Source organism: Stenotrophomonas maltophilia, assembly GCF_047782825.1.
Taxonomy (GTDB): domain Bacteria; phylum Pseudomonadota; class Gammaproteobacteria; order Xanthomonadales; family Xanthomonadaceae; genus Stenotrophomonas.
The window spans coordinates 2,173,910-2,194,462 of the sequence record NZ_CP180589.1; the positions used below are offsets into that span (position 1 = coordinate 2,173,910).

Genomic DNA, 20,553 nt, shown 5'->3' on the forward strand with positions numbered 1-20,553 from the left:
CCGATGCCCGCCGCCCCCGTGTACCTGCAGCTGGCCTTCCTGACCGGGCAGAGCGATCCGGCGCACTGTGCGCTCAGCCCGCTCCAGCGCGCCTTCGGCCAGGCCCTGCAGGCGCCGGGCCGGCGCCTGCACCCCTGCAACTTCCCTTACGACATGGCCACCGCCGCGCATCGGCCGGCGCCACTGCTGTCGGCCTGCTGGCACAACAGCCGCCACTACCTGCGCTCACGGCGCAGCGGGTTCGCGCAGGCGCATGGCGCGGCCATGCATGGCCTGCTGCACGCCGCACCGCACACCCTGCTGCTGGTCGGCAGCTGCGGGCTGGAGCTTCTGGCGAACCTGCGGTTGCCGCCCGCACTGATGCAGCGCTGCAGCGTGCTGGCCTACGGCCCGGTGGCGCGCAGCGCACCGGCCGCCACCCACCTGGAGATTCTGGTCGGGCGGCAGGACTGGGTGTCCCGGCTGGGCTGGCGGGGCGCGCGGCGCTGGGTCGACAGCGGGCATATGGATTACCTGCGGCAGCCATCGGTGCTGGCCATCGCCCGCGAGCTGGCCGGCCGCATCGAGCAGGCACACGGATGAAAATCGAACTGCTGGCCCCGCCCTACAGCGGCCACCTGCACCCCGTGCTGGCCATCGCCCGCCAGTTGCAGCCACACCATTCGGTCACGGTGCTGAGCACGCCAGGCGCGCAGGCCGCCATCCAGGCCAGCGGGCTGGACAGCGGCGTGCTGCTGTCGGCAGCGCAGGAAGCGACGCTGTGGCAGATCGCCAACCCACCGAAACCGGTCAAGGCCAACCCGCTGCGCCTGCACGCACAGCTGACCCAGGCGCTGCGCCTGATGGAGCAGATGCGCCACGCCCTGCAGCAGCGCTGGCGGGACCAGCGGCCGGACCTGGTGATCGTCGATTTCACCCTGCCGCCGGCCGGGCTGCTGGCGGCCGAACTCGGCATCGCGTGGTGGACCAGCCTGCCCTCGCCGTGCGTGCTGGACTGCGCCGATGGCCCCCCGCCCTATCTGGGCGGCTGCACACCGGCCCGCACGCGCTGGCAGGCCCTGCAGCATGCTGCCGGCCGGCGCATGATCCGGCTGTTCAAGCGCGCCGTGCACGCCTGGCAGCGGCCGGCGATGCGCCGCTTGGGCGTGCCGTCGATCTACCGCGCCGATGGCAGCGAGCGGGTGTATTCGGACCAGTGCATCCTCGCCCTGGGCGTGCCGGAACTGGAATTCGGACGCCGCTGGCCGCAGGCGCTGCAGTTCATCGGGCCGATGCTGCACACCCCGGCCAGTGCGCAGGCCGCGCCGCCGTTCGTGGACGGCGCCCGCCACCTGCTGGTCACCGCCGGCACCCATCAGGACTGGATCAAGCCGCGCCTGGCCGAGGCGGCCGCAGCGCTGGCCGCGCAGCATCCGCAGTGGCAGGTGCATGTCAGCGACGGCCACCAGCACGATCTGGGCGCCGCGATCCAGCCGCTGCCGAACCTGCACCACCTGCCCTTTGTCGATTACGCCCGGCATCTGCACCGCTACGACCTTGTGCTGCACCATGGCGGCGCGGGCGTGATGTACCACGCGCTGCGCGCGGGCGTGCCAGCGCTGGTGTATCCCCTGGATTACGACCAGTTCGACCACGCCGCACGGTTGCAGCAGGCCGGAGCGGGCCTGTGGCTGCGCGATCTTGGTGCGCTGCCGGCGTTGTTCGCGCGCGCGCTGCAGGCCGATGCGTTCCCGGGGTTGGCTGCGCTGCAGGCGTCGGTGCAGCGGCATAGTGCCGTGGAAGCGGTGCTCGACCGCGTCGCGTCGCTGCAGTAGCGCCGGGCCATGCCCGGCCGACAAGGGCACGCACAGGCCCCGGAAAAGCAAAATGCCCGCAGGTCCAGGACCGACGGGCATCTTCGATGACACTTCAAACTCTGCTGGCGGAGCGGACGGGACTCGAACCCGCGACCTCCGGCGTGACAGGCCAGCATTCTAACCAGCTGAACTACCGCTCCACATGGGCAGAACTTGTCGGGATCCGGGATGGCGGAGCGGACGGGACTCGAACCCGCGACCTCCGGCGTGACAGGCCAGCATTCTAACCAGCTGAACTACCGCTCCACAGCACTTCCAGATACCCCTGCTTGCAACTTGGCGGAGCGGACGGGACTCGAACCCGCGACCTCCGGCGTGACAGGCCAGCATTCTAACCAGCTGAACTACCGCTCCACGTTTGCTGCAAACCTTTCTGTCTCTCCCGGCCGAGGCCGGTTGAAACAAGGCGCCCGGTTGCCCGGAAGCCTTTGAAACTGGCGGAGCGGACGGGACTCGAACCCGCGACCTCCGGCGTGACAGGCCAGCATTCTAACCAGCTGAACTACCGCTCCAGTTGTGTTGCTGTTTTCCCGCAGGGTAAACCCTGGAAGAAAACAAAGCCCCCAGTCGCCCGGGGGCCTCGCATCAAAGTGGCGGAGCGGACGGGACTCGAACCCGCGACCTCCGGCGTGACAGGCCAGCATTCTAACCAGCTGAACTACCGCTCCACACTTGAACTTTTACTGCGGTGCTGTGGTGGGTGCTGAGGGTTTCGAACCCCCGACCCTCTCCGTGTAAAGGAGACGCTCTACCGCTGAGCTAAGCACCCCAGCGAGCCGCTTAGTTTACAGCATCCTTCAGGGCCTTACCAGCCTTGAACGACGGATTCTTCGAAGCAGCGATCTTGATGGTGTCGCCGGTCTTCGGGTTGCGGCCGGTGCGGGCAGCACGGTCGCGGACCTGGAAGGTACCGAAGCCAACCAGGGTGACCGCATCGCCGTCCTTCAGCGCCTTGGTGACGGCAGCAACGACGGCATCGACAGCGCGGCTGGACTCGGCCTTGGTCAGGTCGGCAGCTTCAGCAACGGCATCGATCAATTCGGTCTTGTTCATTCTCTACAACTCCTTTGGCGGTGGGTTCCGCTTATTCGACAGGGAAGCAACCGCACGCGATGCGCGCACGGCCGCCATGTGGAAACTGTTCGCCGAATTCAGTGATCACCAGACTGCGATCACTCATTCGCGGGTGCTGCTTTTATACCAGCGCCCCTACCCCCACGCAAGCTGGAAAGCCAGCAACGACGCGGGTTTCAAGCATTTCGACTGCGCGCGTCAATGCTTGACGCGCGCGTTTCCACTCGGTTTGGCCTTGCTGCGCACCGTGACGCGCTGCGCACTCTTGCGCGCCTTTTTCGGTGCCAGCGGACGCTCCAGCGCCAAGTCCAGGACTTCCTCGATGTACTTCACCGGCACGATCTGCAGATCGCGGGTGACGTTGGCCGGAATGTCGGCCAGGTCCTTGCGGTTCTCCTCGGGGATGATGACCGTGCGGATTCCGCCACGAAGTGCCGCCAGCAGCTTTTCCTTCAGCCCACCAATCGCCGTCACGCGACCGCGCAGGGTGATCTCACCGGTCATCGCCACGTCGGCACGCACCGGCACCTTGCTCAGCATCGACACCAGCGAGGTGACCATCGCCGCGCCGGCACTGGGGCCGTCCTTCGGCGTGGCGCCATCGGGCACGTGCACGTGCACGTCGTGCTTCTGCAGGAAGTCTGCATCGATGCCGAAACCGACGGCGCGCGAACGCACCACCGACAACGCCGCCGACGCCGATTCCTTCATCACGTTGCCCAGCTGGCCGGTCAGGATCAGCTGGCCCTTGCCCGGCACCAGGGTCGATTCGATCTGCAGCAGGTCGCCGCCCACTTCGGTCCAGGCCAGGCCGGTGACCAGGCCGATCTCGTTCTCTTCCTCGGCGCGGCCGAAGTCGAAGCGACGCACGCCCAGGTACTTGTCCAGGTTCTTGCTGCTGACGCTGACCAGGGCCTTGGACTTCTTCGCGCCCTTCTTCGCCTTCACCGGCTGCGGGCCGGCCAGCGCGATCTCCTTCACCACCTTGCGGCAGATCTTGGCGATCTCGCGTTCCAAGTTGCGCACGCCGGATTCGCGCGTGTAGTAGCGCACGATGTCCTGGATCGCATCGCTGCCGATTTCCAGTTCTTCCGGCTTCAGGCCATTGGCCTTGATCTGCTTCGGCGACAGGTAACGGGTGGCGATGTTGAGCTTCTCATCCTCGGTGTAGCCGGGGATGCGGATCACTTCCATGCGGTCCAGCAGCGGGCCCGGAATGTTGAGCGAGTTGGAGGTCGCCACGAACATCACTTCGGACAGGTCCAGGTCCACTTCCAGGTAGTGGTCGTTGAAGGCGTTGTTCTGTTCCGGGTCCAGCACTTCCAGCAGCGCCGAGGACGGATCGCCACGGAAGTCCATCGACATCTTGTCGATCTCATCCAGCACGAACAGCGCATTCTTGCTGCCGACCTTGTTGAGGTTCTGCACGATGCGGCCCGGCATCGAACCGACGTAGGTACGGCGGTGACCACGGATCTCGGCCTCGTCGCGCACGCCGCCCAGCGACATGCGCACGAACTTGCGGTTGGTGGCCTTGGCGATGGACTGGCCCAGCGAGGTCTTGCCCACGCCCGGCGGACCGACCAGGCACAGGATCGGGCCCTTCATCTGCTTCACGCGCGACTGCACCGCCAGGTATTCCAGGATGCGGTCCTTGACCTTGTCCAGGCCGTAGTGATCGGCGTCCAGGGTGTCCTGCGCAGCCTTCAGGTCCTTGCGCACCTTGGTGCGCTTCTTCCACGGCACGCCCAGCAGCCACTCCAGGTAGTTGCGCACGACGGCCGCTTCGGCCGACATCGGCGACATCTGCTTGAGCTTGTTCAACTCGTTGCGCGCCTTGGTTTCCACCGGCTTGGGCATGCCGGCTTCGGCGATCTTGCGGGCCAGCTCTTCCAGCTCGCCCGGCGCGTCGTCCAGGTCACCCAGTTCTTTCTGGATGGCCTTCATCTGTTCGTTGAGGTAGTACTCGCGCTGGCTCTTTTCCATCTGCGACTTCACGCGGCCGCGGATGCGCTTTTCCATCTGCTGCACGTCGATCTCGCCGTCGACCAGGCCGACCAGCATTTCCAGGCGCTCGCCCACGGCCAGCGTTTCCAGCAGGCGCTGTTTGTCGGCCAAGCGCACGCTGATGTGCGCGGCGATGGTGTCAGCCAGGCGCGCCGGCTCATCGATGCCGGCCAGGGTCTGCAGCAGTTCCGGCGGCAGCTTGCGGTTGGTCTTCACGTACTGCTCGAACAGCGACATCAGCGAGCGGGCGATCGCCTCGATCTCGCGCGGCTCGCGCGGGTCGGCCGCATCGATTTCCACAGCCTGCCCATGCAGCGAGCCATTGCGCTCGTCCACCTGGGTGACCTGCACGCGCGACAGGCCTTCGACCAGCACCTTGATGGTGCCGTCGGGCAGCTTCAGCAGCTGCAGCACCTGCGCCAGCGTACCGACCTGGTAGAGGTCGGCGGCATGCGGGTCGTCGGTCTCGGCCGACTTCTGCGCCAGCAGCAGGATGCGCTTGTCCGCTTCCATTGCCTGTTCGAGCGCGTGCATGGACTTGTCACGGCCGACGAACAGCGGGATGACCATGTGCGGGAACACCACTACGTCGCGCAGCGGCAGGACCGGCAGGTCGAGGGTTTCACTTGGGGAACGGGCCATGGGGGCTCCAGGGAAGGGGAAAACCGCCTCCGGGAGGGCATCTTCCGGAGACAAAAAAAGCCGATGGCCCCGTTATGGGGCCATCGGCTTTCAGATGCAAGGCGTTCGTTTAAAATCCTTTCAAATCAAAAACTTGAAAGGATCACTCAGCGCCTGCGGCCTTCTGTTCAGGGGCCGCCGGGGTCTGGTAGATCAGGTACGGCTCGGACTTGTGCTCGATCACCGATTCGTCCACCACCACCTTGCTGACGTTTTCCTGCGACGGCAGGTCGTACATGGTGTCCAGCAGGACCGATTCGACGATGGTGCGCAGGCCACGGGCGCCGGTCTTGCGCTTGAGCGCCTTCCTGGCAATGGCCGACAGCGCGTCCGGGCGGAACTCCAGCTCGACGTTCTCCATCTCGAACAGCTTCTTGAACTGCTTGGTGATGGCGTTCTTCGGCTCGGTCAGGATCTTGATCAGGGCCGGCTCGTCCAGCTCCTCCAGGGTCGCCACCACCGGCAGGCGGCCGACGAACTCGGGGATCAGGCCGAACTTGATCAGGTCTTCCGGCTCGACTTCAGCCAGCACCTTGCCTACTTCCACCTTGCGCTCGGCGCTCTTCACCTTGGCGCCGAAGCCGATGCCGCCGGCGTCGTTGGAACGCTGCTGGATCACCTTGTCCAGGCCGGCAAACGCGCCGCCGCAGATGAACAGGATGTTCTTGGTGTCAACCTGCAGGAACTCCTGCTGCGGGTGCTTGCGGCCGCCCTGCGGCGGAACGCTGGCCACGGTGCCTTCGATCAGCTTCAGCAGGGCCTGCTGGACGCCTTCGCCGGACACATCGCGGGTGATCGACGGGTTCTCGCTCTTGCGCGAGATCTTGTCGATTTCATCGATGTAGACGATGCCCTGCTGCGCTTTCTCGACGTCGTAGTCGCACTTCTGCAGCAGCTTCTGGATGATGTTCTCCACGTCCTCGCCCACGTAACCGGCTTCGGTCAGCGTGGTGGCGTCGGCCATGGTGAACGGCACGTTGAGCAGGCGGGCCAGGGTTTCGGCCAGCAGCGTCTTGCCCGAACCGGTCGGGCCGACCAGCAGGATGTTCGACTTGGCCAGTTCGACCTCATCGTTCTTCTGCCGGCTCTCGATGCGCTTGTAATGGTTGTAGACGGCCACGGCCAAGGTGCGCTTGGCCCGGTTCTGGCCAATCACGTACTGGTCGAGCACTTCGAGGATCTCGCGCGGCTTGGGCAGCGAACTGCGCGCCGACTGCGCCTTTTCCTCGAGTTCTTCACGGATGATGTCGTTGCACAGCTCCACGCACTCATCGCAGATGAACACGCTCGGACCGGCAATCAGCTTGCGCACTTCATGCTGGCTCTTTCCGCAGAAAGAGCAGTAGAGGATCTTGCCGGTGTCCGTGGAACGACCTTGGCGGTCTTCGCTCATGCTTCGCTTACCCAGTTACCCCACCCGCTGAACGGGGGTTCGATTCGAGAATAGCACAGGGCCGGAGGGACGCCAGTCCCGGTCCGACCCTGCAGGAACGGGGCCTCCATGGCCCCGTGTAGGCCGATCAACCGGCCTGGATCGACTCTTCCGGACGACGTTCCAGCACTTGGTCGACCAGGCCGTAGGCCACCGAGTCGACCGCGCTCTTGAAGTTGTCGCGCTCGGTGTCGCGGGCGATCGTTTCCAGCGACTGGCCGGTGTGCTTGGCCAGCACTTCGTTCAGGCGCGAACGCAGGGTGAGGATCTCACGCGCGTGGATGTCGATATCGGTGGCCTGACCCTGGAAGCCGCCCAGCGGCTGGTGGATCATCACGCGCGAGTTCGGCAGCGCATAGCGCTTGCCGGCAGCGCCCGAGGCCAGCAGCAGGGCGCCCATCGAGGCGGCCTGGCCGACGCAGATGGTGCTCACGTCCGGCTTGATGTACTGCATGGTGTCGTAGATCGCCATACCGGCGGTGACCACGCCACCCGGCGAGTTGATGTAGATGCTGATGTCCTTTTCCGGGTTTTCCGCTTCCAGGAACAGCAGCTGCGCCACCACCACGTTGGCCATGTGATCGTCGATCGGGCCCACCAGGAAGATCAGGCGCTCCTTCAACAGGCGCGAATAGATGTCGTAGGCACGCTCGCCGCGGCTGGTCTGCTCGACCACCATGGGAACCATGTTCAGGGCTTTGGTCCGGTTGTCCATTTCGTGAGGTACCTGTCTTGGGGGAAAACACCCCCGCGCCAGGGCAGGCGCGGGGTTGGGGGAGATCCGCCGCGGCTTACTGGCGGATCGCGTCCTGGAACGACAGCTTTTCTTCGGTGTGCTGGGCGCGCTCGGCGATCCAGTCGATCACCTGCTCTTCCATCACACGGTTCTGCAGACCCGACATGAGCTGGGGGTCGTTGCGGTACATCTCAATGACCTGTTCCGGCTCTTCGTAGGTCGAAGCGATCAGACGCATCGTTTCGTTCAGGCGCTTGGCTTCCAGGCGCAGGTCGTTGGTGCGGGCCACTTCGCCCACCACCAGGCCGACCAGCACGCGCTTGGCGGCGGCATCCTTGAAGCCCTCGTGGGCATCGGCCGGGACGTCACCGACGTTCTGGCCGTTGCGGCGGGCCTGCTCGACCTGCTGGGCCAGCATGGCACGGGCTTCGTTCTCAACCAGGCGCGGCGGCATTTCCACCGACGAATAGGCGGCGATCAGCTGCTCGCCCACTTCGCGGCGCAGGCGGTTCATCAGGGCACCCTTCAGCTCGCGCTCCAGGTTGGCGCGGATGTCGCTGCGGAACTGCTCGACGTCGCCGCCCTTCACGCCGAAGCTCTTGATGAAGGCCTCGTCGACGGCCGGCACGACCGGCTCGGAAATGTCCACGACCTTGACGGTGACCTGCACGGTCTTGCCGGCCAGCACCGGCACGCGCCAGTCAGCCGGGAACTCGACGTCCAGGGTCTTTTCTTCACCCTTGGCCAGGCCGACCAGGCCCTTTTCGATGGTTTCGAACATCATGCCCTGGCCGAGCACGATCGAACCCTTCTCGGTGCCTTCGGCCGGCAGGCGCTCTTCGCCGGCCTGCGACCAGGTTTCCAGCGCGACCAGATCGCCGTCCTGCGCGCCACGGGTGACCGGGGCCCAGGTGCGACGCTGGTTCTGCAGGTTCTCGATCATCTGGTCGATGTCGGCATCGGTGATTTCGGCGGTGTGGCGCACCACGGTCAGCTTGCTGACGTCGATGTCGCCGAAGTCCGGCACCACTTCGACGGTGGCCACGAAGGAGAATTCACCCTCTTCGCCCTTGTCGATGCGCGGGCTGCCGACCACGCGCAGGTCGTGCTCGCGCACGGCCGCGTCGAAGGTTTCGCGCAGCAGGCCGTCCAGCGCCTCGCCACGGACCTGCGCGCCGAAGCGCTGCTCGATCACCTTGGCCGGCACCTTGCCCGGACGGAAACCCTTGATGCGGGTGGTACGGGCGATTTCGCCCAGGCGGCCGTTGATGTGGCTCTGCAGACGGTCTTCCGGCAGCGAGAAGCTCAGGCGGCGTTCCAGGTTGCCGGTGGATTCGATCGAAGCTTGCATGTTGACTCCTGCCACCGGTGGCCCAGGCCCCCGGCTCGATGATTGGAATGAAACGGTTGTAAGGACACGACGTCTGGGACGCGCCTGCTTGCCGCAGCCCTTTAGTTTCGCCCAATTCGGCCTGCACTGCCAGCGCGTGGCGGTCAAGGGTCCGCTGGGAGCCCGATCAGGGCGGGGACAGGCCGGCACTGGTGCGAAAGGGGGGACTCGAACCCCCACGCCTTGCGACACTGGAACCTAAATCCAGGGCGTCTACCAATTCCGCCACTTTCGCGTGGCCGGCACAGGGGCATAGTGTCGCAGGCGGGGGCGAAAAGCGGAAGGCGTGACAAAGCTGAATGCGTAAATCCGCGCAGATGGCACAGACTCGGCAGGGTGCCCCGGCCCGGATTGCCCGATGGACTCCATCGCCACTGCCCCGCCCTCCCCGCGCACCTGGAACGCCAGGTGGCTGGCCGCGTTCTGGCTGCTGGGCCTGGCCATCGCCGCCCACTTCCTGTGGGGTACCGCCCAGCGCTATGCGCAGGTGACGCCCGAGGCCTACGGCATGTTCTGGGACCGGCGCAGCTGGTTGTGGCTGCACATCACCGGCGGCAGCCTGGCCATGCTGGCCGGCGCCAGCCAGTTCGTCGCTGCGCTGCGCCGACGCTGGCCGGCCGTGCACCGCTGGCTGGGCCGCGCCTATCTGCTGGGCATCCTGCTGGGCAGCATCGCGGTGGTGGGACTGATTGCGACAACCCAAGGCTGGCTGGCACTCAAACTGGCCTTTGCCGCCACCGGCCTTGCCTGGCTGACTACGTCACTGCGCGGCTACGCCGCCATCCGCCGCGACCAGATCGTCACCCACCGGCGCTGGATGCTGCGCAGCTATCTGGTGACCCTGTCGCCGGCGGTCTTCCGCCTGTTCCTGCTGGTACCGCCCCTGATGCAATTGGCATCGCCGATGGTGATGGTGCCCGGCCTGCTGGTGCTGAGCTGGGCGCTGCCACTGCTGGCCTACGAAAGTGGGCGATGCCTGCGCAGCCTTCGCACGTCGCCCGCAAGGGCCCGGCTGGCCTGAACCACGCCGGGCCTGGAAGGCTCAGTGCGCGGGCTCGGCCGGCTGCGCGGGCTCGGCCGCCGCTGGCGCGTCGGACGCATCAACCTTGCGCAACTGCACCGACGCCCCGTCGTCCGCACGAGTGATCTCGACCGCCTCGGTCGGCCCACCGTTCTCCGAAGGCATGGCCGGTTGCGCTGCCACGCTTGCCGTATCGGCATCACGCGGCACGGTCTGCGCGTGGTCACCGCTGGTTGCAGGCGGCTCAGCAGGCTTGCAACCCACCAATGCGAGCAGCAGCACACCGGACATGATCAGCCCCGCATTCCTGTTCGTTGAAATCATCAAGACTCACTCCACATACATGCGCTTCTGGCGCGGAACATCCATTGGGAGTGATGCGAAGCGTGGCCGGTGAGATGCAGCGCACAGCATTGAAAACACTGATGACGCATGTAACCCAGTTTTAAGCATCGCTTCAGTAGATCCACGCCGCGCGCGGATGCGCCATACCAGTTGATCAGTAGATCCACGCCATGCGTGGATGTGCCGCGATCACACGTACCACCTGATCGAAGGCAAGAAAAAAGCCACTTGGCGAACCAAGTGGCTTTCGTCTGGTGGGCTGTCAAGGATTCGAACCTTGGACCTATTGATTAAGAGTCAACTGCTCTACCAACTGAGCTAACAGCCCGAAATCGGGGCGCGAATTATGACCCCATCCGCCTGGGGGATGCAAGCACTTCATTCAACATCGTTGAAATCCGCACCGCTCCGGTACCGCACTATCTGAAGAAAAAAGCCACCTGGCATACCAGGTGGCTTCCGTCTTGGTGGGCTGTCAAGGATTCGAACCTTGGACCTATTGATTAAGAGTCAACTGCTCTACCAACTGAGCTAACAGCCCGTGAAACTCAGACGCACATTGTAGCGTGCATTCTGTTTATTGCAATACCGTGTCGGCGTTGCCGATGCGGTTGAAACAGTGGGGTGGCTGAGGGGATTCGAACCCCCGACCACCGGAATCACAATCCGGTACTCTAACCAACTGAGCTACAGCCACCACTGAAACATTGCTTCACCGCCGATGCTGCTGGCGTTGGAGCCTGATACGTTGCCCGAGGACCCTCACCGAAGTTCGTGTCCGCCGAAGCGAGTCCGACATTCTGGTGGAGTCGTCGTGCTTTTGCAAGCACTTCTTCACACCCGCCAGCGTTGCCCTGATGTCGTGCCGATGGCGCGCCCGACAGGAATCGAACCTGTAACCGCCGGCTTAGAAGTCTGCCTGACTGTGGAGCGGAATCAAAGACTTGCTTTGACTTCATTTCTGGAGCAAGCCGGTCGAGGCCCTTGCGCCACAAGGCGGGGTGCCCGAGTTTTCTGGAGCCAAATGGGTCAGACGGTGTGGTTCCAGCGCGGACGCCCTGCCCTCACCCAGGCCTTCATTGGATCTTTTGCCCTGGGCTTGGTCACCACCGGCGCCCGCCGCGGCTCCAGCGCCGCTTTGACTCTGGCGGCGGCAACCGCTGAGGCCTCGTCCAGGCGCTGGGCCTGTTGCAGCTGCTCGCGTGTGGGCGGCAGGCCGGGCAGCGGCGGCGACGGAGCTACAGGAGTGTTATCGGTCAGTCGAGCTACCGCCTCGCGCAGCGGCAGGCCCGGATAGAGCCTGGCCGCACACCAGCGCTCAGCGAAGCGCTTGCCCTGCCGGACACTGGCCACGCGCACGTCCTTCACCTGCCAGAATTTCTGCCCCTCCATCCAGAGGCGCAGCCCCGGCCGGCCGTCCGGCACAACGCTGGCCGTCTCCCTGCCGTTGTACCAAAGCGCCCACCGGTCACCCGTCTGGACCCATCCAGATGGAATCGGGGCGGAACGGAACCCTTGGTAGGAGCTGGGGGTGAGCATGTGCGGGAGCATACGACCGGCGGTCGCAGATGCTGCGACCGCGGCGAAAGTCTCGCCTGAACCATTGTGGTGGTGCCGGCCTGGCGCTGCTCAGGCGCATCCGGGTTGAGCGGCCTGCGGCCCCGGATCCGGCAGCCGCAGAATGGCACTCTCGCCTGCCCCAGACTATCGGGCAAGGGCGCTGCCTAGGGTCAGGTGGTCCCTACACGCCAGCGGAATGATCGGCGGGGCTAGGTGATCGCCACCGGCGGCGCGGTCTCTGAGCCCAGGGGCAACTCCACCACTCCTGGCCAAGCGAATGCTTCCGGCTGCGGCAGCAGCGCGCGCACTTGGTCCCACGTCTCAACGCCTTCGGGTGGGGCCAACACCAGCGCCTCCAACGCCTGGTTTACAGCATCACGCCACGCCACCATGGCCCGGGCCTCCGCGCGGTATCGGGCGACGCCGCTGTTGTAGTAGCCCACGCAGGTTTCAATGCTGTCGTAGCCTCGTGCCACGACCACGCCGCGCATCCACGCGAACGCCGCGTCGCGGATCGCACGGTAGTGCTCGGGTGAGTGCGGCGCCGGGCCGGTTGCTTCGACAGGTAGAGGTTCGTTGCCCGCAGACAGCCACAGTTGGTATAGATCCCACAGGCCATGACCGCTAGGAATGAAAGTGCCGGTTTCGACGTGCAGAATGATGTCGGGATTTCCAGTCAGCTGGTACATCAATAAATCTCCGAGTCTGCCGTCCACTGCCATCGGCAGTTTAGGTTGTTCGAGGTGACCGGCCCTATGGTGATAAATGCGCCAGATGAGCCCACGCTTTCAACTGTCGCATTCACGTCCGTCACCGGCGCCGCCGACCACGCCTTACCTGGAGCGCCGGACTGTGTGCTGTAACAGGTAACCGCCGGAGCGGAGCGCTTTTGCACCTTGAATGGAATCTTTCCACCGAAGGAGTATTGGGCGGTAGCCACCCCATATAGGAAGTAGGCTTCCTGCCCGGAAACTGCGCCGGCCGTGCCTGGCGCCACTTCCTGCGCATAGGACTTTTCGTAGTACCTCTGGCACAACAGAAGCTCCAATGCCGTGTTTCTGAACTCGAAGGAAAATGCCGAGGTGCCACGCTCAACTTTGGGTCTCCTGTATGTGACCCCTGTAGCCGTTAGCTGGACAATCATGTGACCACTTCCGGATGGTGTCAGCTGCACTCCGCGCCGTCCTGTACCAGCGGTAATCGTTCCAGTAGCACCGCCTACGCTCACCTGCAGCGGACCGCTCGGATTCTCAACGCTTATAAACAGCGGCTGCCCCCAAGCACCAGCAGGACTTTCAATGACCTGCACCAAGGGGCCACTGTTGTGATTGAACTGACCCGTCACGGGATCGATAACCACATTACCGCCGCCGGGGCCAGCCTTCCATCGGTCATATCCGTAGTTGCCCGCCGCTAGGCTGCCGCCGGAAAAAACACGTTGATTGATCGGGATGCCGCAGTTCATGAGCAGATTGCACCCAGGCACCTCCTGCAAATGCAACGCAAGATCCAGCACGTCTTGCTCTACCTGGTGTTGCCGGGTAGAAATCTGCGTGTCCGCACTTTCTCTAGCCAGAGCCTCCTGTTCAACGTCCTGCTGCAATTGAGAATCTGCGAGTGTTCTAGCTTGCACCTCCTGCTGAAGATCCTCGCGCAGACCAGAAATCGACTCAGCATCGCCATCTTCCAAGGCCTCCAGCCGCTCGCCAATCTCGGTGATGTTGGAGTTGTACTTGATGTTCGCCGAACGTGTGGACTCGCCGAACTTGCCATTGGGCTGCGGCGTGTTGATATCGATCTTTTGAAGTGCCATCGCTGCTCCCGCTACTGCTCCACCGAACCGATGGTGAGCGTCTGTGTGGTTGTCGTGCTGTTGATGACGCCCGACTGATGCGTCACCGACTGGGCGGCGTATGCGGTGATTACCCCGCGGTACTGGACCGTCTGGCTTGCTGGGCTGGTGTCATTGACCGTGAACGAGGAACCCCAGTAGGAGTCCGCGCGATCGGGCGCGTCGCCTTCGTTCTGGATGTTCACGTAGCCATTGACGTTGAGCGTTTGCCACAGCGTCTCGGCGGCATCCCCGATCTTTCGATAGATCTGGACCGTGGCGGTGTTGGCACCGGCGCCAGCCACGAACCCATCTGTGCCGAACCCGTTGTGGATGCGCGTGATGCGGCGGCTGAAGCTGACCGTCACCGCGCGCACGCGCCCGTTCGTGGTGAATGGCCCGTTGACCAGCTCGGTGCCCACCGTCTGCGTGGTGGTGGTCCGCACCACGTTGTGCAGCACGCCGGCAGCCAGCTGCCCGCCGAAGTAGGCATTTCCGTCTGCATCGAACCACTGCGTGGCGTTGGCCTTGCTCGCCGCCGCGGCGCCCACGTTCGGCCCGAAGTAATCCATCAGCTTTTCGGCAGGATCGCCGAAGCCTGGGCCGATGATCCGCTGCGAGGCTCCCTTCCAGGTACGCAGGTAGCCCTGCCGCCATTCCATGCCCTCGTTGGCCCCTGCCGGCGCCACGATCTCCATGCTGTTGGTCAGGAACTTCAGGGTGACCACGTTGCCGTCGTTGCCCAGCTCCATGCCGCCGATCAGCGGCCCGGCGCCGCTGTCGGCGATGAGGTAGAGGAACGCCTTGGCAAGCACCTGCGCCAGGCCACCCTCGGTCTGCTCAACCCGAGCTTCCATGCCCTGAACAACCTGCGCGCTGGCCTTGTCGTCGAGCTCGGCCTTCACGCCCTGCAGTGATTCGGACATCGCCACGATGCCGTCAGCGTTCTGCTCGACGGAGGCCCGGAGCTGCGACACCGCTTCCGCCGACGCCTTGCCATCCAGATCCACTTGGACCACGTCCAAGCGCTCAGCCTGAGCCGAAACGTCGGTGGCCATCGCCTGCAGTTGCTGGGTCGCCAGTGCCTGGAACTTGCCCACGCTGGCGTCGAGTCGCGCCAGGTTCTCTGCCTGGGCCAGATCACCCTCTGCGATCGCGCTGAAGACAGACCGTGAGCCGGCAAACACGTCCTCATCGCCGGCGTAGCTGTCCTCATCGCCAGCAAAGTCTCCTTCCAGCTGGGCAGTCACCGAGCTGACCCGCTCGCCCACCGCCCGCAGTCCGTCCTCCGTTTCCTCCACGCGGGCGGTAACCGTCTCCAGTGCGTCGGCGGATGCAACAGCCCCATCACCATCCGGCATGCGGGCCTGCACCAGCTGGATTGCCTGAGCGTTGGCACTGTCACCGTCTGCCCGCGCCAGGCTCTCTTCGGTAACGCTGGCCTCGGTAGCCAACAGGCCGTCGCCGATCGGCATGCGGGCTTGCAGCACCTCGATGGCGGTCGCGCTGGCCTCGTCGGCGCTGACGCGCGCGTCCCGCTCCGAGGCAAAGAGGCCGGTAGCCACCTGGGAAATGTCCGTGCCGTCGTAGTCTCCGCGCAGCTGCGCAGCCAGCGTCTCCCGCCGGCTGGCTTCGGCGCTGTCGGCAGCCACTCTGGCCCGGGCTTCCTCCTGCACCAGGGCCACGCCGGCGCCTGGGGTCGGGCGGCCAATGGCTACCCAATCCATCAGGAAGTAGTTGGCCACCGCCTGCTCATCGCCAAACTGCAACCGGATAGCATCGACCTCACCCGGCCACCACGTAATATCGGCCACGTCCACGGTCGCCACGCCGTGGTCATCCCACAGCGGCTCCGCCACCGGCACGCGCTTCTCCACGTCCCAGGCCTGGTCTTCTGCAGTGATCCACTGGAGGAAGCCGTTCCACACCGGCGCGCCCACCCGCTTCACCCGCAGCTTGGCGAAACGGTATGCGCTCCCATCGATCTCCAGACCGGCGGGCGACTGCACCCACGGCGAATCCACGCCGTTTGCCGGCCGCAGCCAGCCATCCATGATCGTTGGTTCAGACCCGTTGCCGGTCCAGCCCTCGGTCGTGGTGTCGAAGTACCAGATCGTCCGGCTGTCGAACTGCGTGCCGCTGCCTGCCACGACTTCGGACAGCGCGCGCGACAGCGATTCCACGTCGCTCTGCCTCGTTTCCGCCTCCAGGCTGATTGCTGCCTCGCGCTCTAGCCGCTCATTCAGCACGGCGCTGGCGCGGTCCTGCGCTTCCTGCGCGATCGCTTCCATGGCATCGGCCACGCCCTGCTGCCGCAGGACCGACTCGGCCAGCAGGTCCCGGGCGGCAGCGGCCAGGCCATCGGCACGTGCCGCCGCCTCCAGGCCATCGGCCTCGATGCGATCGGCAATCTCCTGGGTCAACCGGTGCTGCTGCTCGATCAAGTCGGCGGTGGTGGGGGAAGGCGTGGCCACGATCACCGTGCCGCCGCCTGGCTTGCCGCGCACCGTGGGCGTGATCCGGAACCACCACTGGGTGCCGCTGCCGTCGCTGTAGTGGTAGCGGGTTTCGGTGGTGCGGTAGATCTCCGTCCACGGCCCATCCTGGGCCGGGCCACGCTCGATCACGTAGATGACGCCGACCTGATCCACGGCCGGCCATTCCAGCAGAACACCGTCGGCCACCGGGGTGGGGGTCACCCCGTCCACCGGTGGCACGTCCGGCGCACGGTAGGCCACCGGGAACCAGGTCGAGAAGCGCGGAGCCGGCGGCGTCGGGGACGGCAAAGCGCCCACGCCGATCTCCACCAGCGTGAGTTTCCGTTGCAGCATTGGGCGTTACCTCACCTGGACAGCGTTGAGAGAGTTGCGCAGCGCGTTGCTGCTGGACGTACGGACGCCCTGGGTCGTGGTGGAAAGCAGGTCCTGCAGCAGCCCTTTCACGTCGGTCAGCAGCGCATTGCTCTGCTGCACGGCCGCCGTGGTCTGGGCCTGGCCGTTGTTGTCCACCACCAGGTCGAACACGGCACGGCTGAAGTTGTCCGGCAGCGCTTCAATCACGTCGGCCAGCGCACCCATGCTGGTGCCGTCCTCCATGTTCAGGTCGCCGACCTTCATGCCATCGATCAGGCCGGTGACCTGGCCGTACAGGCCGTTGTAGTCCTGGCCACTGGCGTAGAGGTTCCGACCGAAGCCGAGCGCGGCCTGGGCGGCCGCCTGCGCGGCGCTGGTGTCGCCGCCGGCCACCGCCCGCTCCAACTCCTTCATCGCCTCGCCCAGCTTCTCCTGGTCCGTCAGCGGCGACAGGTCGCTGATCGAAAGGCCGTACTGCATGGCCTTCTTGTCCTTGTCGATCTGCGCCTGCAGCTTGCCCATGTTCATGGCCCGCAGAGCTTCGATCTTGGCCAGGTCTTCAGCCCTCGCACCGGACAGGCCCAGCGCCTTGGCGTAGTCGTTGGCCGACTTCACCTGCTGGCGGTAGGTCCGCTCGATGGTCAGCGCCTGCTGCTGGTAGCTGGACAGGTCACCGGTGAGCAGCTGCGTGGACACGTCCGCCATCAGCGTGGCGTAGTTCCCCAGCAGGCCGGTCACCTTCTGGATCTGCGTGGCCAGGTCCGTGCCAGCAACGCTGGCCAGGTCCTGGAAGTAGTCCACGGCCTTGTTGACCTTGTCGATCTCCAGCCCGGTCAGCGCGCGGCCCAGGTCGTCCGCATTGCCCACGGCCAGCTCGATGGACGCGCTCAGGGCGCTGAACACGTCAGCAGAACCGAAGTAGCCATCCAGCTGGCTGCCAAACCCGGCCGCTTTCACTGCCTCGGTGAACAGCCGGTCCTGCATGTCGGCCAGGTAGGCCTCCAGCTGCTTCTGCGCTTCCTCCGAATCGGACGAAAGCTGCAGCTTACCCAGGTCCACCTTCACCGCAGCCAGCTGCCGGGTGAGATCCACGCCCAGCTGTTTGGCCAGGTCAGTGGTTGCCCCACGGATCTGGCGCGCCGCCATGTCGAACGTGCGATCGATGCCCGGATCCAGCGTGCCGTACTGCGTCCACTTCTTGTCGGAGCGGAACCAGCCTCCCTTCTGCTTCACATCGGCGTAGCTCTGGCCGTCCAGGCCACCGAACCCATACGAGCCGGTGATGCCCTGGCCGGTGATCTTCGGGGCGCTGCGGCCGAACGCCTTGCCCATCAGGGAGCTGCCCGAGAAGATAGCCGCGGTCTTGCGGTTCATACCCAGCGCGCGGCCGAGGTAGTCCAGAGACATGCTGTCGATCATCACCGGCGTGAGCAGGCCGCCAGATGCCAAGTGGCCCCGGTTGAGAAGGCCCATCTTGTTCTGGTTTTCCAGCCCAAACCCTTCCTTGTAGGCGCTGCCGGCCATCTGCATGCCCATGGCGATCAGGGCGGCGTACGGAGCGAAGGCCGCAACGCCGGCCAGCGCACCCGTCGCAGCGCCGGCGGCGCCGCTCGCGGCACCAGCGGATGCCGTACCGCCCCCGGTCAACGCGGCCAGGCTGGCCATGCTGCCACCCAGCGAGCTTGCTCCGGTTGCACTCGCGGCCGAAGCAGCGCCTCCGAACAGGCCCTGACCCTGCGAGAGCAGGCCAGCGATGGTGCTTGCGTTCTGACCGCCTGCTGCAGTGCCGTTGCCGCCGAACAGGCCCATGATGCTTTGCAGGCTCAGGCCACCGCCCTGCCCGCTGATCCCGTTCATCAGCTGCGTCTGAATGGGGATCACCAGCTTCTGCTTGGCGATCTCCGCGATCATGTCGCGCAGCCCGCGCTTGGCCACGTTCTTGAGGTCGTCCCAGAGATTGTCGAAGTTGCGCAGGCCATCGGCCGCGAAGTCGGCGAAGGCATCCACGCCATCGGAAAGGCCGGACACGATCACATTTGCCAGGGCCTCGGCGTGGGCCGCAGTTTCTTCGATCTGCAACGACAGCTCAGCTGCTGCAGCAGCAGCGTCCAACATGGACCGCTCGTACTCCGCATAGCTGGAAGCGCCCTTGGCCAGGGCCAGCGCCTCTTTGCTGCCCGCAGCCTCTACGGCCTTCCGCAGCTCGTCGCGCATGTCCTTCTCGTTGACCAGCTGGCGGCGATACAGCTCGCGCGCCCGGCCAACCTTGCCCAACATGGCCAGCTCGGAATCGAACGTGGCCAGCAATTGCTCTGGGCCGCCCATCGCCTTTTCGACCTCGGCTGCTACCTTCGCGTACTCCAGCGCGCTCTGTCCCATCAGCACGTTGGCATCTGCCTGGGCAATGTTGCCCTTCGACAACAGGTCGTTGTACTCAGCCATGTTGCCGAGGTGCTTGGCCATAGCTTCGGCGAGCGGGCCATTCATGGCGCCAGCAGCTTCATCAGCCTGCTGCTTGTAGCGGGCAATTTCCTCAGCGCGGCGCTTCGCGTCAGCTTCTGCCTTGTCGTTTGCGCCCTTGTCGATGTTACCCGTCGGCTTGTACCCGACCGTATTCGATTTCAGCGCCGAGTCCGGAAGCGTCTGCCCGTTATCGATCAGCGTGACCTGCGGTCCGTAGCGCCGAGTCAGCTCGCGCTGGATACGCAGGCGCTCTGCCAGCAACCTTTCTGCCTCCTTGTCTCGCTCGGGTGACGGCGCCTCCACGGTCAACAGCAGTTTGCGGCGCGCGAACAGATCGCCCATCTGCTCGTTCAGTGCATCCTCGGTTGCATTATTCAGCGCACCGACCGAGGCCCCTTCAAGAGCCTGCAGCTCGGCGTAGCGCCCAATCAGGTTAACAATCTGGACCGCGCCATCCGCCATCTGGCCGGTGAGCTCCGCCACCCATTTGGTGGCGGTTGCGAAGGCGTTCCTCGTCTGCTGCGAGGCCATGAACTCGGTCAGATTGTGGAGCGTCGGCAGCAGTTCCTCTGCCACACTGACCTTCAACCCCATCATTGCCAGGTCTGCTTCCTGCGTGATCTCCCGCAGGCGCATGGTCGCCTTTGTGGTCTTTCCATCGATGATGGCGCCAGCGGCCTCCGCAGCGTCCCCCCACTGGCGAAAGCCGGCGCTGTTGTTCCGAAGCAGGGGCATCAACATTGACGAATCGCTGGCGATGGCCTCCATGTAGAAGGTCATTTCGGACTGCGACAGGTTGGCCCGCTCCAGGCTGTTGAAGTACAGCCCGAGCGCATCTGGACCAGACAGCTTTCGCATCTGTTCCGCAGTGACGCCTGTGCGCCGGGCGATGTTGTCGAAGAAGTCGGCCATCGCGCCGCCGCCCGTCTGGACGTAATCGCCAATCTTGTCCTGCACATCCTTGAGGATGTCGGCCAGCTTCTCGTGGCTGATCCCTACAACGTTGGCACCAGCAGCCATTCGCTGGAAGGCTTCGGAGCTGGTCCCAGCCAGCGTGCCCATGCGCTCGTACTGGATACTGAGGTCCGCGACCTGGCGCGACCAGGCAACAGCAGCTGCGCTGGTGCTTGTTATGCCGGCGGAGATGGCAAGCCCGATTGCGGTCCCGGCACGCTTCGCAGTGGCCTGCATGCGATCCATCGACTGCTCGAACTGGCGGGCGGCCTTGCCGGCATCCTTCACGAAGGATCCGGTCTTCATCAGCAGATCGACGGTGAGGGTGTACAGGGACATGTCGGCTCCAGA

14 protein-coding genes and 10 tRNA genes are annotated in these 20,553 nt (G+C 64.9%); 3 read left to right on the forward strand and 21 right to left on the reverse strand.

The window, feature by feature from the left end:
* Window positions 1-3: 3 nt before the first annotated feature.
* Both ACM2ZB_RS10165 and ACM2ZB_RS10170 read left to right on the forward strand, forming a co-directional pair.
* Entirely contained in the window at window positions 4-582 is a 579-nt protein-coding gene (locus tag ACM2ZB_RS10165) for a hypothetical protein (RefSeq protein WP_416058395.1), read from the forward strand.
* A complete protein-coding gene (locus ACM2ZB_RS10170; RefSeq protein WP_416058396.1) occupies window positions 579-1,814 on the forward strand; it encodes a glycosyltransferase in 1,236 nt (411 codons plus the stop codon). Before ACM2ZB_RS10165 ends, ACM2ZB_RS10170 begins: the two co-directional genes overlap by 4 nt.
* A 105-nt stretch (window positions 1,815-1,919) precedes the next feature.
* Here the strand turns inward: ACM2ZB_RS10170 and ACM2ZB_RS10175 are convergent.
* The 12 genes from ACM2ZB_RS10175 to ACM2ZB_RS10230 form a co-directional block, all read right to left on the reverse strand.
* A tRNA-Asp gene (locus ACM2ZB_RS10175) sits at window positions 1,920-1,996 on the reverse strand.
* A gap of 29 nt (window positions 1,997-2,025) precedes the next feature.
* A tRNA-Asp gene (locus tag ACM2ZB_RS10180) sits at window positions 2,026-2,102 on the reverse strand.
* Window positions 2,103-2,133: 31 nt separating this feature from the next.
* A tRNA-Asp gene (locus ACM2ZB_RS10185) sits at window positions 2,134-2,210 on the reverse strand.
* An 81-nt stretch (window positions 2,211-2,291) separates the two neighbouring features.
* Window positions 2,292-2,368: transfer RNA gene (locus ACM2ZB_RS10190), tRNA-Asp, on the reverse strand.
* Window positions 2,369-2,447: 79 nt separating this feature from the next.
* Window positions 2,448-2,524, reverse strand: a tRNA-Asp gene (locus ACM2ZB_RS10195).
* Window positions 2,525-2,550: 26 nt separating this feature from the next.
* Window positions 2,551-2,625, reverse strand: a tRNA-Val gene (locus tag ACM2ZB_RS10200).
* A gap of 11 nt (window positions 2,626-2,636) precedes the next feature.
* On the reverse strand, window positions 2,637-2,909 hold the full coding sequence (locus tag ACM2ZB_RS10205; protein WP_004146343.1) for an HU family DNA-binding protein: 273 nt from the start codon (window positions 2,907-2,909) through the stop codon (window positions 2,637-2,639).
* A 219-nt stretch (window positions 2,910-3,128) separates the two neighbouring features.
* Window positions 3,129-5,579: an endopeptidase La gene (gene lon, locus ACM2ZB_RS10210; protein ID WP_313434909.1), complete on the reverse strand. Its 2,451-nt coding sequence runs from the start codon at window positions 5,577-5,579 to the stop codon at window positions 3,129-3,131.
* 142 nt (window positions 5,580-5,721) lie between these two features.
* The gene (clpX, locus tag ACM2ZB_RS10215) at window positions 5,722-7,011 is read right to left on the reverse strand and encodes an ATP-dependent Clp protease ATP-binding subunit ClpX (protein ID WP_108758290.1); all 1,290 of its coding nucleotides are present in this window, start codon (window positions 7,009-7,011) and stop codon (window positions 5,722-5,724) included.
* Window positions 7,012-7,138: 127 nt separating this feature from the next.
* Complete coding sequence (clpP, locus tag ACM2ZB_RS10220; protein ID WP_079220811.1) at window positions 7,139-7,765, reverse strand: ATP-dependent Clp endopeptidase proteolytic subunit ClpP; 627 nt, start codon at window positions 7,763-7,765, stop codon at window positions 7,139-7,141.
* A gap of 76 nt (window positions 7,766-7,841) precedes the next feature.
* The gene (tig, locus tag ACM2ZB_RS10225) at window positions 7,842-9,137 is read right to left on the reverse strand and encodes a trigger factor (protein WP_313434907.1); all 1,296 of its coding nucleotides are present in this window, start codon (window positions 9,135-9,137) and stop codon (window positions 7,842-7,844) included.
* 189 nt (window positions 9,138-9,326) lie between these two features.
* Window positions 9,327-9,411 (reverse strand) — tRNA-Leu (locus ACM2ZB_RS10230).
* Between the two features lie 123 nt (window positions 9,412-9,534).
* Between ACM2ZB_RS10230 and ACM2ZB_RS10235 the strand changes: the two genes are divergently transcribed.
* A complete protein-coding gene (locus ACM2ZB_RS10235) occupies window positions 9,535-10,197 on the forward strand; it encodes a DUF2306 domain-containing protein (protein ID WP_416058397.1) in 663 nt (220 codons plus the stop codon).
* Between the two features lie 21 nt (window positions 10,198-10,218).
* On the opposite strand, the gene ACM2ZB_RS10240 is transcribed toward ACM2ZB_RS10235, so the two are convergent.
* The 9 genes from ACM2ZB_RS10240 to ACM2ZB_RS10280 all read right to left on the reverse strand — a co-directional run bounded on the left by ACM2ZB_RS10240 (window position 10,219) and on the right by ACM2ZB_RS10280 (window position 20,541).
* A complete protein-coding gene (locus ACM2ZB_RS10240; protein ID WP_416058398.1) occupies window positions 10,219-10,521 on the reverse strand; it encodes a hypothetical protein in 303 nt (100 codons plus the stop codon).
* A gap of 273 nt (window positions 10,522-10,794) precedes the next feature.
* Window positions 10,795-10,870 (reverse strand) — tRNA-Lys (locus ACM2ZB_RS10245).
* A 137-nt stretch (window positions 10,871-11,007) separates the two neighbouring features.
* Window positions 11,008-11,083: transfer RNA gene (locus ACM2ZB_RS10250), tRNA-Lys, on the reverse strand.
* Window positions 11,084-11,162: 79 nt separating this feature from the next.
* Window positions 11,163-11,239: transfer RNA gene (locus ACM2ZB_RS10255), tRNA-His, on the reverse strand.
* A 332-nt stretch (window positions 11,240-11,571) separates the two neighbouring features.
* Window positions 11,572-12,081, reverse strand: coding sequence for a hypothetical protein (locus ACM2ZB_RS10260; protein WP_416058399.1), 510 nt, complete (start codon window positions 12,079-12,081; stop codon window positions 11,572-11,574).
* A 230-nt stretch (window positions 12,082-12,311) separates the two neighbouring features.
* A complete protein-coding gene (locus ACM2ZB_RS10265) occupies window positions 12,312-12,791 on the reverse strand; it encodes a hypothetical protein (RefSeq protein WP_416058400.1) in 480 nt (159 codons plus the stop codon).
* Entirely contained in the window at window positions 12,791-13,915 is a 1,125-nt protein-coding gene (locus ACM2ZB_RS10270) for a hypothetical protein (RefSeq protein WP_416058401.1), read from the reverse strand. Before ACM2ZB_RS10270 ends, ACM2ZB_RS10265 begins: the two co-directional genes overlap by 1 nt.
* An 11-nt stretch (window positions 13,916-13,926) precedes the next feature.
* Window positions 13,927-16,764, reverse strand: a complete 2,838-nt coding sequence (locus tag ACM2ZB_RS10275) for a hypothetical protein (RefSeq protein WP_416058402.1) — start codon at window positions 16,762-16,764, stop codon at window positions 13,927-13,929.
* A 6-nt stretch (window positions 16,765-16,770) separates the two neighbouring features.
* Window positions 16,771-20,541: a phage tail protein gene (locus ACM2ZB_RS10280; protein ID WP_416058403.1), complete on the reverse strand. Its 3,771-nt coding sequence runs from the start codon at window positions 20,539-20,541 to the stop codon at window positions 16,771-16,773.
* Window positions 20,542-20,553 lie beyond the last annotated feature (12 nt).